Source organism: Aeromicrobium sp. 50.2.37 (assembly GCF_024655735.1).
GTDB lineage: Bacteria > Actinomycetota > Actinomycetes > Propionibacteriales > Nocardioidaceae > Aeromicrobium.
On sequence record NZ_JANLGG010000002.1, the window covers coordinates 1 to 12262 of the forward strand.

Consider the following 12262-nt stretch of genomic DNA (forward strand, 5'->3'; position numbering starts at 1 on the left):
ACTCATCCTCGGCGCCTGAGACCAACCCGTTGCACCCACGACACGAATCCGCCCATCAGGTGATGGGAATCGCGAGGCCGGCGCGTCGGTCAGTGCTCGCCGCCGAGGTGGCCGGCGAGCCGGCCGTGCCGCTGCCGGCTCGCCTCGTTGAGGCCCTGGATCTCGACCGTCTTGCCCTTGCTGCGGTACTTGTTCTCGATGGCGTCGAGCGCAGCCACGGTGGAGGCGTCCCAGATGTGGGAGTCGGACAGGTCGATGACGATGTTCTTCGGGTCGCCCACGTAGTCGAACTGGTAGACCAGGTCGTTGCTGGAGGCGAAGAAGAGCTCCCCCACCACCTTGTACACGCGGGTGTCCTCGTCGGGGTGGGCCACGTCGATCACCTGCGTGAAGTGCGCGACGCGGCGGGCGAACATCACCATCGCCACGACCACGCCGACGACGACGCCGATCGCGAGGTTGTGCGTCGCGACCACCACGGCCACGGTCGCGACCATCACGGTGGTCTCGCTCTTCGGCATCCGGCGCAGCGTCCCCGGCTGGATGCTGTGCCAGTCGAACGTCGACACGGCGACGATGATCATGACGGCCACGAGCGCGGCCATCGGGATGATGGCGACCAGGTCGCCCGCGCCGACGACGAGGGCCAGCAGGAAGACACCGGCCAGGAAGGTCGAGAGGCGTGTCCGCGCCCCCGAGGCCTTCACGTTGATCATCGTCTGGCCGATCATGGCGCAGCCACCCATGCCGCCGAAGAAGCCGGTGATGACGTTGGCCGCGCCCTGGCCCCAGGCCTCGCGCGACTTGTTCGAGTGCGTGTCGGTGATGTCGTCGACCAGCTTGGCCGTCATGAGCGACTCCATGAGCCCGACGAGCGCCACGGCGAGCGCGTAGGGCGCGATGATCCGCAGCGTCTCCAGGTTCAACGGCACGTCGGGGAAGAACAGCGACGGCAGGCTCTCGGGCAGGTCGCCCTCGTCGCCGACGTCGGGCAGGGTCAGGCTCGCCGCCACCGTGACGCCGGTCAGGACCACGATCGCGACCAGCGGCGCCGGGACCACGCTGGTGATGCGGGGCAGCAGCACCATGATCGCCAGGCCCGCCACGATCATCGGGTACACGATCCAGGGCACGTCGACCATGTAGGGCACCTGCGCCAGGAAGATGAGGATGGCGAGCGCGTTGACGAACCCGACCATGACCGAGCGGGGGATGAAGCGCATCAGCCTGGCGACGCCGGCGACCGCGAGCAGCACCTGGAAGATGCCGGCCAGGATGACCGTGGCGATCAGGTAGTCGAGCCCGTGGTCGCGCATGACGGGCGCGATGACCAGGGCCACCGCACCCGTGGCGGCGGAGATCATGGCGGGTCGTCCGCCGAGGAACGCGATGGACACGGCCATCGTGAACGAGGCGAACAGACCCACCCGCGGGTCGACGCCGGCGATGATCGAGAACGAGATCGCCTCGGGGATGAGGGCCAGCGCGACGACGAGACCGGCCAGGACCTCGGTGCGCAGCAGCGTCGGCGACGACAGCGCACCACGGACGGTGTGTCGTGCGTCGACCTCGGGGGGACGGACAGCGTCGAGCGCCACGGTGGGCTCCGTTCACGAGCAGGCTCGGGCGGACCGAGCGGAGGACAGGAGGAGAATGGGGAGCGCACGAGGCGCGACGGGGGCCGCTGAGCGGATGCTGCGGGGTCCTGCCGCACCACTTCGCCAGGTGCGTGACCCAGCGCTCAGGGCGCTCGCTAGCAACCCTACCGCAACGGAAGAGTTGGTCCGGACGCCGGCCCGCGCGAGGCGGCGCGACCCGCAGGACGGCGCTGCCGGTCCGTGCACACTGCCGCGCCGTTAGAGTCGGGTCGATGTCCTCCCCCACTTCCCTGCTCGCCGAGGCGGCGCGCCGCCGGACCTTCGCGGTGATCTCGCACCCCGACGCCGGCAAGTCGACGCTCACCGAGGCCCTGGCCCTGCATGCCCGGGTGATCTCGGAGGCCGGCGCCACGCACGGCAAGGCCGGGCGCAGGGCCACCGTCTCGGACTGGATGGAGATGGAGAAGGCCCGCGGCATCTCGATCTCCTCGACGGCGCTGCAGTTCGAGCACGAGGGTCACGTCATCAACCTGGTCGACACCCCCGGTCACGCCGACTTCTCCGAGGACACCTACCGCGTGCTCTCCGCCGTCGACTTCGCGGTCATGCTGCTGGACGGCGCCAAGGGCCTGGAGCCCCAGACGCTCAAGCTGTTCGACGTCTGCCACCGCAGCGGCATCCCCGTCATCACGGTCATCAACAAGTGGGACCGACCGGGTCTGGACCCCTTGGAGCTGCTCGACCAGATCCAGCAACGGATCGACATCCGACCCACGCCGATCACCTGGCCGATCGGCATCGCCGGCGACTTCCGCGGCGTGCTGGACCGCAGGCACGGCCACGCCGTCGAGTACGAGCGCACCTCCGGCGGCGCCACCCGTGCGGGCGAGACGGTCCACGCACCCGAGCGCGCCGACGACGTCTTCGGCGACCTGTGGCAGGAGGCCGTCGGCGGTGTCGAGCTGCTCAGCGCGGACGGCGCCGACCACGACCCCGAGTCCTTCCTGGCCGGTCGTACCACGCCCGTGCTGTTCGCGGCGGCGGCCCTCAACTTCGGCATCACCCAGCTCCTCGAAGTCATGCTCGAGCTGGCGCCCGCGCCTCGTGCGCGTCTGGACGCGAACGGCGACCCGCGACCGGTCGACTCCCCCTTCAGCGCCTTCGTGTTCAAGATCCAGGCGGGCATGAACACCGCCCACCGCGACCACGTGGCCTTCGCCCGGATCTGCTCGGGCGTGTTCGAGCGCGGCGAGGTCGTCACCCACGCCCAGAGCGGGCGGCCGTTCGCCACCAAGTACGCGCAGAACCTGTTCGGACGCGACCGCGAGACGACCGACCTCGCCTACCCCGGCGACGTGATCGGGCTGGTCAACGCGTCCCAGCTCGCCATCGGCGACACCCTGCACCTCGGTCCGACCGTCGTGTACCCGCCGATCCCCAAGTTCGCCCCCGAGCACTTCGCGACCATCACCGCGCGCGACACCTCGCGCTTCAAGCAGTTCCGCCGTGGCATCGAGCAGCTCGACCGCGAGGGCGTCGTGCAGGTGCTCCGCTCCGACTTCCGCGGCGACCAGGCCCCGGTCCTGGCGGCGGTCGGCCCCATGCAGTTCGAGGTCGTGACCGACCGCCTCGCCCGCGAGTTCAACGCCGAGACCAGGCTCGAGCCCCTCCCCTACACCGTCGCCCGGCGCATCGAGCCGGCCGACCGCGAGACCCTCGCCGGCACCAACGGCGTGGAGACGTTCGAACGCAGCGACGGCGCGGCCCTGGCGGTCTTCTCCGACCGCTGGCGGCTGCAGTTCGTCGCCCGCAACCACCCAGACATCACCTTCGAGTCGCTCTCAGCCGACGTCGATGACCGCACTCCCACCTCCTGAGGAACCCCATGGCCAACAACACCGGCAACCGCACCAACAACCGCAACAGAAACGGGAACAACAACAAGAACAACCGCTCCGCCACGAAGCCCCGCCGCCAGGCACCCTCCCGCCTGCCGAAGGGCGGCCTGCGGGTCATGCCGCTCGGCGGACTCGGCGAGGTCGGCCGCAACATGACCGCCTTCGAGCACGACGGCAAGATCCTGCTCGTCGACTGCGGCCTGCTGTTCCCCGAGGAGCACCAGCCGGGCATCGACGTGATCCTGCCCGACTTCTCGGCCATCCGTGACCGCCTCGACGACGTGGTGGGCCTCGTGCTCACCCACGGCCACGAGGACCACATCGGCGCCACGCCGTACCTGCTGCGCGAGCGGGGCGACATCCCGGTGATCGGCAGCAAGCTCACCCTCGCGTTCGTCAGCGCCAAGTTCCGCGAGCACACCGTCGACCCGCCCCTGAAGACCGTGGCCGCCGGCGACGTGATGAAGCTCGGCCCGTTCGAGCTGGAGTTCATCGCCGTCAACCACTCCATCCCCGACGGCCTCGCCGTGGCCATCCGCACGTCCGCCGGTCTCGTGCTGCACACCGGCGACTTCAAGATGGACCAGTTCCCGCTCGACGACCGCATCACCGACCTGCGCGCGTTCGCGCGGCTCGGCGAGGAGGGCGTCGACCTGTTCCTCACCGACTCGACCAACGCCGAGGTGCCGGGCTTCACGACCTCCGAGCGCGAGCTGCAGCCGGCCATCGAGACCGTGTTCCGCACGGCGCCGCGCCGCATCATCGTCTCCAGCTTCGCCAGCCACGTGCACCGCATCCAGCAGGTGCTCGACGCCGCGCACGCCAGCCGCCGCAAGGTCGTGTTCGTCGGCCGCTCGATGGTGCGCAACATGGCCCTCGCCCAGGAGCTCGGCTACCTCAAGGTGCCCAAGGGGCTGCTGGTGGATCTCAAGGCCGCCAACAACCTCGCCCCCAACCAGGTCGTGCTCGTGTGCACCGGCTCGCAGGGCGAGCCCATGGCCGCGCTGGCCCGCATGGCCGACGGCACCCACCAGATCGACGTCGGCGAGGGCGACACCGTGCTGCTGGCCAGCTCGCTCATCCCCGGCAACGAGAACGCCGTCTTCCGGCTCATCAACGGCCTCGCGTTCCGCGGCGCCAACGTGGTGCACTCCGGCAACGCGAAGGTCCACGTGTCGGGCCACGCCAGCGCCGGCGAGCTCGCCTACTGCTACAACATCGTGCGACCCAAGCACGTGCTGCCGGTCCACGGCGAGTGGCGCCACCTGCACGCCAACGGCGCCATCGCCGAGCGCACCGGAATCCCCCACTCCTCGGTGCTGCTGTGCACCGACGGCGACGTCGTCGACCTCGTCGACGGCCACGCCCGGGTCAGCGGACACCTGCCGAACGAGCACGTCTACGTCGAGAACATGGTGGTCGGCCGCACGACCGAGCACACCCTCGAGGAGCGGCGCACCCTCGCCAACGAGGGCATGCTCACGATCATCGCGATCGTCGACGTCGAGCGCGGCACGTTCGCCGAGCCGCCGGAGTACGTGATGCACGGCCTCATGGAGGACCTGCGCGACTTCGAGCCGCTCACCCAGCAGCTGGCGTCGGCCCTGAAGAAGGCGGACGGGAAGACCCCCGCCGAGGCCGAGGAGTCCATCGAGCGCACCGCAGCCTCGTGGATGCGTCGCACCTACCGGCGCGAGCCGATCATCCACGCCATCGTCGTCGAGGAGTGACCGTCGGCGAGGCCACGGAGGGATGAGCACCGTGCAGATGCAGATCGGCGAGATCGCCGAGCGGGTCGGCCTGAGCCTGCGCACCATCCGCTTCTACGAGGAGGCCGGGCTCGTCATCCCCGACGCGCGCAGCACCGGCGGCTTCCGGCTGTACTCCGAGGCCGCCGTGGCGCGGCTCGAGCTCATCAAGAAGATGAAGCCGCTGGGCTTCTCGGTCGAGGAGATCGGCGAGGTGCTGGGCATCCTCGACCTGCTCCAGGACCCGGCCGCCACGGCCGAGCAGACGCAGCCCGCCCTCGACCGGCTCGACGAGGTCCGGGCGACGGTGGTCGAGCGTCTCGAGGAGCTGGAGGCCAAGACCGAGGCCGCCCGTGGCTTCGCGCGGGACCTGGCCGAGATCGCGCAGACGAACCGCCCGTCCGAGTGATCGGACGGGCGGCTCGGCTGCTGGTCGTGACCGGAGGTCAGGACCGGACGTGCTCGCTCAGGGGTGCTCGACGTCGCCCCGCCAGGCGCCGGTCTCCTGGCCACCCCGGGACTCGATGAACTTCTTGAAGTTCCGCAGGTCGCCCTGCGTGCGGCGCTCGAGGATGCCGGCCTTGTCGGCCACCTGCTCCACGAAGCCCTCGGGGTCGACGTCCATCTGCACCGTCACACGGGTGCTGGTGTCGCCGAGGCGGTGGAACGTCACGACGCCCGCGTGCTCGGGTCCGTCGTCGGAGCGCCAGGCGACCCGCTCGTCGGGGTGCTGCTCGGTGACGGTCGCGTCGAACTCGCGCGTGACCGGCCCGACCTTGATCACCCAGTGCAGGTGCGTGTCGTCCAGCTGGTCGATCCGCTCGACGCCCTCCATGAACTGCGGGAAGTCCTCGAACTGCGTCCACTGGTCGTAGGCGGTGGTGACGTCCACGTCGACGTCGATGGTCTCGGTGATGGTGCTCATGGGTGTCCTTTCGCAGACTGCCCATGACCTACCCGGTGCCCGGCCCCCCGAAACGCTCCCGTCGGAGCGCCCCGGTCCGCGACACGGTCCGCGTCAGGTCAGCAGGCTCACGCCGCCGGGTCCGACGAGCAGCGCCACGACGATCAGTACCGCGCCCCAGAGGATGTCGCCGCGCACGATGCGCAGCACGCCGATGATGCCGATGACGACGGCGGCGATCCACAAGATGGTGTCCCACATGATGGTGCTCCTTCCCGCTCGGTCCGCGCTGGACCGGTCGTTCCCGTCAACGTAGGACCGGGCGGCCGGGCGCGCATCTGGAGCGATCTTCGGACTGCCAGGATGGGACGGTGCGCGCCATGGTCCTCGACACCGTCCGTGCGACTCCCGACGTGCGGGACGTCGCCCGTCCCGTCGCGCCCGACGGCGGGGTCGTCGTCGAGGTTCGCGCCACCGGGCTGTGCCGCAGCGACTGGCACGCCTGGGCCGGGCACGAGGACCTCGCGTTCCCCCACGTCCCCGGGCACGAGCTCGCCGGTGTCGTGAGCGAGGTCGGGACCGGCGTGGTCGGCTGGGCGGTCGGCGACCGGGTCACCACTCCCTTCGTGTGCGGGTGCGGCCGCTGCGACTGGTGCCGAGCAGGCGATGCGCAGGTGTGCCCCGACCAGCAGCAGCCCGGCTTCACGCACTGGGGGTCGTTCGCCCAGCACGTCGCCCTGCACGCGGCCGACACGAACCTCGTCGCCGTGCCCGACGACGTCGAGTTCGCGACCGCCGCCGCCCTGGGCTGCCGGTTCGCGACCGCCTACCGGGCCCTCGTCGCCCGGGCGCGCCTGCGCGAGGGTGAGTGGGTCACGGTGGTCGGTGCCGGCGGCGTCGGTCTGAGCGCCGTCATGGTCGCGCACGCCCTGGGTGCGCGCGTCGTGGCCGTCGACCGCAATCCCGAGGCCCTGGCCGTCGCCGCTCGTCTGGGCGCCGAGCACACCGTGACGGCCGACGACCACGTGCCCGCGACGGTCGCCGACCTGACCGGCGGCGGGTCCCACGTCGCCATGGACGCGGTGGGGAGCGAGCAGACGAGTGCGACGTCGCTGCTGAGCCTGCGGCGTCGGGGCCGGATGGTGCAGGTCGGCCTGCTGCCCGGCGTCGCCGGACATCCGCGCGTCCCGCTGGAGCGGGCCATCGCCTGGGAGCTCGACGTCCTCGGCAGCCACGGCATGGCCGCCGTCGCCTATCCGCCGATGATGGAGCTGGTGGCGAGCGGACGACTGCGTCCCGACCTCCTCGTGGAGCGCACCATCGGCCTGCAGGCAGCGGCCGTCCTGCTGCCCACCTTCGACCGGGCGGCGGTGGCCGGGATGACGATGATCGACCCGTGGTTGCAGGAGTGACCTGAACGGCTCGCGTCGCCCGGCGTCACGGTGAGTCGTGCTCGGCCCACCACCGGCACGTCGCCGCCTCGGCGTCGGCGTCGCGGACGCGCTGGAAGTTCCGGCCGCCGCGCGCGAACGTGGCGAGCACCGCCGCAGGGACGTCGGGCAGCGGCACGGGCGCGTCCGACCAGCGGCAGACACGCACGTGCTGGAGGTCGACCTCCCACGCCGCAGCGCTCGCGTCGAAGCGCCACTCCCCCTCGATGCGGCCGAGCCACAGCTCCGCCTCGGCGTCGCGGGTCCAGACGAAGTCACCCGCCGGCAGTGCGGCGAAGCGCTCCAGACGGGCGGCGACACGCTCGCCGTGCTGCCGATCGACCCGCCGGGTCGCCTCGTTGAGGTCCGAAGGCGCGGCGTCGAGCCGGCCGCCCACGCCGACGACACCACGCCGCAGCGCGTGCTCGACGGCTGCGGCGTGGTCGACGGTGTCGTCGCGCGAGCGCAGGGGCGCCCGGTGGACGGCGGGGTGGCGGGTGGTCAGGTACGGCGTCCGGTCAGCCGAGCACCGAGGCGGCGTCGACGTCGCCGTCGGCGGACTCGATGGCCTCGGCGAGGGCGGTCACGTGCTGGTCGTCCAGCGTCACGTCGGCCTCGCCCAGGCCCTTGCGCAGCTCCGTCTCGACGGTGCCCTCGGGGGCGCCGTCCTGGTAGGCGCCCACGCGGTCGACGACGTTCTGGACGGCTTCGAGCTTCTCGGGGGTCAGATCAGTCATGCCCTCGACGCTACGCACCGGCCGACGATCCGCAATCCGACCCAGTGCAATCCGACCGCAGTGCACGCCGACCTCGGTGCGTCACCACCTCAGAGCGCACCGACGTCGGGTGCGGCGTCCCCGAAGTACCGGTGGAGCTGCTCGTCGCGGTAGCGCTCGGACCACGCGTCGATCCGGCGGCGACCCCGTTCGGTCCTGCCCAGCACGCGGTATCGCACGGCGTTGCCCAGCAGGGCGTGGACCGTGGCCCACGGCAGGCGCAGCGGCAGCCCGAGTTCACGCATGCTCGCGGTGCCGAGGAACGGACGGAGCATGCTGAGCAGCCGTCGGGGTGCGTACCAGCGGTGGAACCGGGCGAACCGGCGGTAGTGCAGGTGCGGTTGCGCGTCGACGATGCTCTGCGTCAACCGGCGACCGGCGTCGGTGATGTCGTCCTGGCTCAGCAGCACGTGGTAGTTGAAGTGGTGCTGCTCGCGCTCGGTGTCGAACAGCCACGCCTCGTCCACGCCCAGCAGCCAGCCGATGTAGCGCCACAGGTGCATCACCGCTCGCGACTCGTCCTTCGAGACCGGCACGCCGAGCGCGCGGACGCCCAGCAGCAGGGCTCCGGAGAACAGCCCGAGCGTCGCGGCCTGGTCGGTCTGGTTGATCGGGGCGCCCCAGTGGCCGGTGTCCCAGCGGTCCCCCTCGGAGAAGCGCTGGTTCACGAGCGCGTGCATGAGCCTGACGTGCACGGTGAGTCGCCAGCCGAGCGCTCCGGGTCGCATGGCGCCGGGCTGGGAGACGGCGATCGTCCAGTGCTGGGTCTCGGCGAGACGCCGCACCGTCGTCTCTCCCGTCAGGCCGCCGGTCGCGACGAGCAGGTCGGTGGGTCCGCCGAAGCGGTAGCCACCGATCAACGACAGCTGCAGCAGCACGTCGCCCGCGTTGCGGCCGAACGTCCGGTAGACCCGCGCACCTTCCTCGAGCAGGTCCCACTCGACCCAGTCCGGCGTCGTGGAGACCTCGCCGACGAGGTCGCGGAGCACCGGCGGCGCTCCCTCCAGGTCGCCCTCGAGCGCGCGACGCAGCTGGTCGTGGGTCACGCGGTCCCCGCCCTTCGCGCGGAACGCCGCGGCCAGCCGTGCTCCGGGCTCGTCGATGCGCAGGTAGCCCTCGCCGATGGACCGCAGGAGCGACTCGTCGACCTGGCGCACCCGACCGAACACCCGCAGGGGGCGACCCATGCGGGCACCCCGCGCCTGGGCGGCCCGGTGCCGGGTGGGCACGGGTGCGGTGTCCGCGGGAGCGGGCGCGGATCGAGCAGGAACGGTGCCGGCCGGTGCGGTGGTCATGCGCAGGAGCGTGACACGAGCAATTGCTCGCATACAATTCGCGTATGAGCCGCTCGCCGGAGACCCTGCGCAAGGCGCCCCGCCAGGACCGGTCGCGCCGGATGGTCGAGCGGATCCTCGAGGCGGCGAGGCTCGTCCTCGTCGAGGAGGGGTACGAGCGCGCGACCACCAATCGCATCGCCTCGCGTGCCGACGTCAGCCCGGGCTCGCTCTACCAGTACTTCCCCGACAAGCAGGCGATCCTGGTGGCGGTCATCGACCGGTACTCCGCCGAGATCGGCGAGGAGCTCACCGCCGTGCTCGCCGACCGGCTCGACCTGCCGCCCGACGAGCTCGTCCGAGCGGCGTACGAGGGACTGCTCGACGTGCTGGAGGCGCACCGCGAGTACCTGCGCCTGGTCACTCAGGAGCTGCCCCTCTCCCGCGTCGCCGGCCACGTCGGGCAGGTCGAGCGTCGCGTCGCCGACCTCGTCGGGGCGTACCTCACGGTGTCCCGCACGCCCACCCCGCTGCCGGCGGCTGACTCGGCGTGGCTGCTCGTGCGCATGGTCGAGCACCTCAGCGTCGACTACGTGCTCCAGCGACCCGACATCGCCCGCGAGGTGTTCGTCGAGGAGCTGGTGCACCTCACCGCGGCCCACCTCGCGCCCCGCCCGCCCATCCGGACCTGACGACGCAGCGACGCGCGGCGCGCCGACGTGAGCAATCCCTCACCCCCCGGGCGAGACAGGTGCGGACCGGAGAGGTTGGATGGGGCGAGCACACGTCGCCCAGCCCGGAAAGTTCGCATGAGCCGCATCTCCCGCAGGACCTTCGTCGCCGCCCCCACCGACCTGGTGTGGGAGCTCGCCCAGGACTTCGCCCGTTGGCACCCCCGCCTCAGCATCTACTCCGGAGGCCCGGAGGCGGACGCCGACCTGGTCGTCACGGTGCTGAGCCAGGACGACGAGACCCGCACGCTGTCGTACTCGATGCCCGAGCCGCCGTTCCCGATCTCGGACCACCGCGCGACGATCGAGGTGCAGGAGGGCGCCGGCACGACCTGCTACGTCGAGTGGTCCGCGGAGTTCGAGTCCGACCCGGGCATCATCCACCTGCTGGAGGACCAGCTCGGCGACGACGTGTTCAGCCTCGCGCTCGACAAGCTGGCCACCGCAGCGCAGGAGCAGCACGCTGCCAACGTCCTGGCCTGAGGGCGACCCGAGGACCTGACCGCCTCAGGCCTGGACCAGACCCAGCACCTCGCGGGCCCGGTCCGTCAGCGCGCCGCCGGCCGCGCCACGCGGGACGTCGGTGAGGAACCCTCGGCGTCGCGCCTCGGCGACGCGGTTGGTCCAGGTGCCGGGACTGCCACCGAACGCCTCGGCCATGCGCTTCGACGGCGCACGCTCCCCACGCTCGACGATCCGCGCGTACTCCAGCGCCACGGCCGCGAGCGCGACGTCGTCGCGCCCGAGCCGTCCGGACCGCTCCTGCAGCAACGCCTGCACGGTGGTCAGGGGCTCGGCGTCCTGACCGGCGCTGCGGGTGGCCAGGCGTCGCGCCTCGGCCACGAGGGCACCGAGCGGGAGCTCCCGCACGTCGTTCCCGGCGAACGACCGGTCCCCGGTCCCCCGCCGCACCACGAGCTCGCGCACCGACCACTGGCGATGACTGCCCTCGCGGTGCAGGCGCAGCCCGACCGACCACTCGTCGGCCACCCGGAGCGCCACGAGGCGCTCACCGTCGGCCGTCACGCCCACCGCGTGCTCGCGCGTCACGTCGTCGAGGAGCGTGCCGAGATCTTCCATGCGCAGCACCGCCTGACCTTTGGTGGTAGTCCCTTCACGGTACCACCGGGCTGTGAGCCCACGCTCCCTCGAACAGGGAGGCCGGTCAGCTGCGCCAGTCGCGGAAGCCCAGGACGATGAGGCGCATCTCGCGACGAGCCTTGCGCTTGATCTCCTCCTCGAGGTCGGAGCGACCGTCGGGCGTCTGCACGACCTGCTCGGCGCGGTAGACCATGTTGCGGACGAAGAGCCCCGAGGCGAGCTTGACGTCCTCGGCCGACCACGTCTCGAGGTGCGGGAGCCGCGCCAGCACCACGGCGAGCTCGGAGATGAACAGCTCGAGCTCGCGCTGGATGGCCTGCCGCACGGCGTCGGACCCGCTTGCACGCTCCCGGGCGACGAAGCCGAAGTGGGCCTTGTTCTGCTTGACCACCCGCACCAGGATCTCGGCCGACGCGTCGATGATGTCGGAGAAGGTCTCGGGGTCGCGCTGCGCGTCGCGGATCATCGCCCGCAGGGTCCCGAACGACTGCTCCACGAGCGCGAGCCCCAGCTCGTCCATCGACTCGAAGTGCCGGTAGAAGGCCGTCGGGACCACTCCGGCCTGGCGGGCGACCTGGCGCAGGCTGATCTGGGCGAAGCCCTGGTCCCGGCTCAGCTCGAGGGCCGCCGCGAGGATCGCGTCGCGCGTGCGCTCCTTCTGCGCCTGGCGCGTCGTCTCCGCACGGGGCGACGCGGCTCGTCCTGCTTCCGCCACGCCTGGAGTCTAGGCCGTTCCGTCGTCGTCGCCTCGGTGAACGCGTGTGTCGCCGTGTGCGAGGTCACCGACACGCCCTCTTGCCCT

At 71.4% G+C, this 12262-nt stretch carries 14 protein-coding genes; 6 read left to right on the forward strand and 8 right to left on the reverse strand.

Features of this window, described 5'->3' with window-relative positions:
• Positions 1-89: 89 nt before the first annotated feature.
• Positions 90-1538 carry a SulP family inorganic anion transporter gene (locus NUV38_RS01605; protein ID WP_374625819.1) on the reverse strand — a complete coding sequence of 483 codons (1449 nt, stop codon included), beginning with the start codon at positions 1536-1538 and terminating at the stop codon, positions 90-92.
• A 332-nt stretch (positions 1539-1870) separates the two neighbouring features.
• Between NUV38_RS01605 and NUV38_RS01610 the strand changes: the two genes are divergently transcribed.
• The 3 genes from NUV38_RS01610 to NUV38_RS01620 all read left to right on the forward strand — a co-directional run bounded on the left by NUV38_RS01610 (position 1871) and on the right by NUV38_RS01620 (position 5653).
• Positions 1871-3475 carry a peptide chain release factor 3 gene (locus NUV38_RS01610; RefSeq protein ID WP_257727457.1) on the forward strand — a complete coding sequence of 535 codons (1605 nt, stop codon included), beginning with the start codon at positions 1871-1873 and terminating at the stop codon, positions 3473-3475.
• Positions 3476-3612: 137 nt separating this feature from the next.
• The gene (locus tag NUV38_RS01615) at positions 3613-5226 is read left to right on the forward strand and encodes a ribonuclease J (RefSeq protein WP_257727599.1); all 1614 of its coding nucleotides are present in this window, start codon (positions 3613-3615) and stop codon (positions 5224-5226) included.
• A gap of 22 nt (positions 5227-5248) precedes the next feature.
• Positions 5249-5653, forward strand: a complete 405-nt coding sequence (locus NUV38_RS01620; protein WP_257727458.1) for a MerR family transcriptional regulator — start codon at positions 5249-5251, stop codon at positions 5651-5653.
• Positions 5654-5710: 57 nt separating this feature from the next.
• Here NUV38_RS01620 and NUV38_RS01625 read toward each other — a convergent pair whose 3' ends face one another.
• Together NUV38_RS01625 and NUV38_RS01630 are read right to left on the reverse strand one after the other, a co-directional pair.
• Positions 5711-6169, reverse strand: coding sequence for an SRPBCC family protein (locus NUV38_RS01625; protein ID WP_257727459.1), 459 nt, complete (start codon positions 6167-6169; stop codon positions 5711-5713).
• Between the two features lie 93 nt (positions 6170-6262).
• Entirely contained in the window at positions 6263-6409 is a 147-nt protein-coding gene (locus NUV38_RS01630; RefSeq protein ID WP_164468781.1) for a GPGG-motif small membrane protein, read from the reverse strand.
• Positions 6410-6528: 119 nt separating this feature from the next.
• Here NUV38_RS01630 and NUV38_RS01635 point away from each other — a divergent pair, with 119 nt between their 5' ends.
• Positions 6529-7560 (forward strand): zinc-binding dehydrogenase, encoded by a 1032-nt coding sequence (locus tag NUV38_RS01635; protein WP_257727600.1) that lies wholly within the window; start codon positions 6529-6531, stop codon positions 7558-7560.
• 25 nt (positions 7561-7585) lie between these two features.
• Here the strand turns inward: NUV38_RS01635 and NUV38_RS01640 are convergent, their stop codons facing one another.
• From NUV38_RS01640 to NUV38_RS01650, 3 genes are all read right to left on the reverse strand, one after another.
• On the reverse strand, positions 7586-7975 hold the full coding sequence (locus NUV38_RS01640) for a GAF domain-containing protein (protein WP_257727460.1): 390 nt from the start codon (positions 7973-7975) through the stop codon (positions 7586-7588).
• Between the two features lie 121 nt (positions 7976-8096).
• Positions 8097-8315 carry a hypothetical protein gene (locus tag NUV38_RS01645; RefSeq protein ID WP_257727461.1) on the reverse strand — a complete coding sequence of 73 codons (219 nt, stop codon included), beginning with the start codon at positions 8313-8315 and terminating at the stop codon, positions 8097-8099.
• Between the two features lie 89 nt (positions 8316-8404).
• Positions 8405-9649 (reverse strand): oxygenase MpaB family protein, encoded by a 1245-nt coding sequence (locus tag NUV38_RS01650; protein WP_257727462.1) that lies wholly within the window; start codon positions 9647-9649, stop codon positions 8405-8407.
• Between the two features lie 44 nt (positions 9650-9693).
• Here NUV38_RS01650 and NUV38_RS01655 point away from each other — a divergent pair, with 44 nt between their 5' ends.
• A complete protein-coding gene (locus NUV38_RS01655; protein WP_257727463.1) occupies positions 9694-10320 on the forward strand; it encodes a TetR/AcrR family transcriptional regulator in 627 nt (208 codons plus the stop codon).
• A 117-nt stretch (positions 10321-10437) separates the two neighbouring features.
• Positions 10438-10842, forward strand: a complete 405-nt coding sequence (locus NUV38_RS01660; protein ID WP_257727464.1) for an SRPBCC family protein — start codon at positions 10438-10440, stop codon at positions 10840-10842.
• Positions 10843-10866: 24 nt separating this feature from the next.
• Here the strand turns inward: NUV38_RS01660 and NUV38_RS01665 are convergent, their stop codons facing one another.
• Both NUV38_RS01665 and NUV38_RS01670 read right to left on the reverse strand, forming a co-directional pair.
• Positions 10867-11448 carry a hypothetical protein gene (locus NUV38_RS01665; RefSeq protein WP_257727465.1) on the reverse strand — a complete coding sequence of 194 codons (582 nt, stop codon included), beginning with the start codon at positions 11446-11448 and terminating at the stop codon, positions 10867-10869.
• Between the two features lie 76 nt (positions 11449-11524).
• A complete protein-coding gene (locus NUV38_RS01670) occupies positions 11525-12175 on the reverse strand; it encodes a TetR family transcriptional regulator (protein WP_257727466.1) in 651 nt (216 codons plus the stop codon).
• Between the last annotated feature and the right edge of the window lie 87 nt (positions 12176-12262).

Excerpts from the sequence above, each read along its gene's own strand:
- NUV38_RS01610 (WP_257727457.1), top strand. The coding sequence starts at position 1,871 with ATGTCCTCCCCCACTTCCCTGCTCGCCGAGGCGGCGCGCCGCCGGACC.
- NUV38_RS01615 (WP_257727599.1), top strand. The coding sequence starts at position 3,613 with ATGCCGCTCGGCGGACTCGGCGAGGTCGGCCGCAACATGACCGCCTTC.
- NUV38_RS01620 (WP_257727458.1), top strand. The coding sequence starts at position 5,249 with ATGAGCACCGTGCAGATGCAGATCGGCGAGATCGCCGAGCGGGTCGGC.
- NUV38_RS01625 (WP_257727459.1), bottom strand. The coding sequence starts at position 6,169 with ATGAGCACCATCACCGAGACCATCGACGTCGACGTGGACGTCACCACC.
- NUV38_RS01630 (WP_164468781.1), bottom strand. The coding sequence starts at position 6,409 with ATGTGGGACACCATCTTGTGGATCGCCGCCGTCGTCATCGGCATCATC.
- NUV38_RS01635 (WP_257727600.1), top strand. The coding sequence starts at position 6,529 with ATGGTCCTCGACACCGTCCGTGCGACTCCCGACGTGCGGGACGTCGCC.
- NUV38_RS01645 (WP_257727461.1), bottom strand. The coding sequence starts at position 8,315 with ATGACTGATCTGACCCCCGAGAAGCTCGAAGCCGTCCAGAACGTCGTC.
- NUV38_RS01650 (WP_257727462.1), bottom strand. The coding sequence starts at position 9,649 with ATGACCACCGCACCGGCCGGCACCGTTCCTGCTCGATCCGCGCCCGCT.
- NUV38_RS01655 (WP_257727463.1), top strand. The coding sequence starts at position 9,694 with ATGAGCCGCTCGCCGGAGACCCTGCGCAAGGCGCCCCGCCAGGACCGG.
- NUV38_RS01660 (WP_257727464.1), top strand. The coding sequence starts at position 10,438 with ATGAGCCGCATCTCCCGCAGGACCTTCGTCGCCGCCCCCACCGACCTG.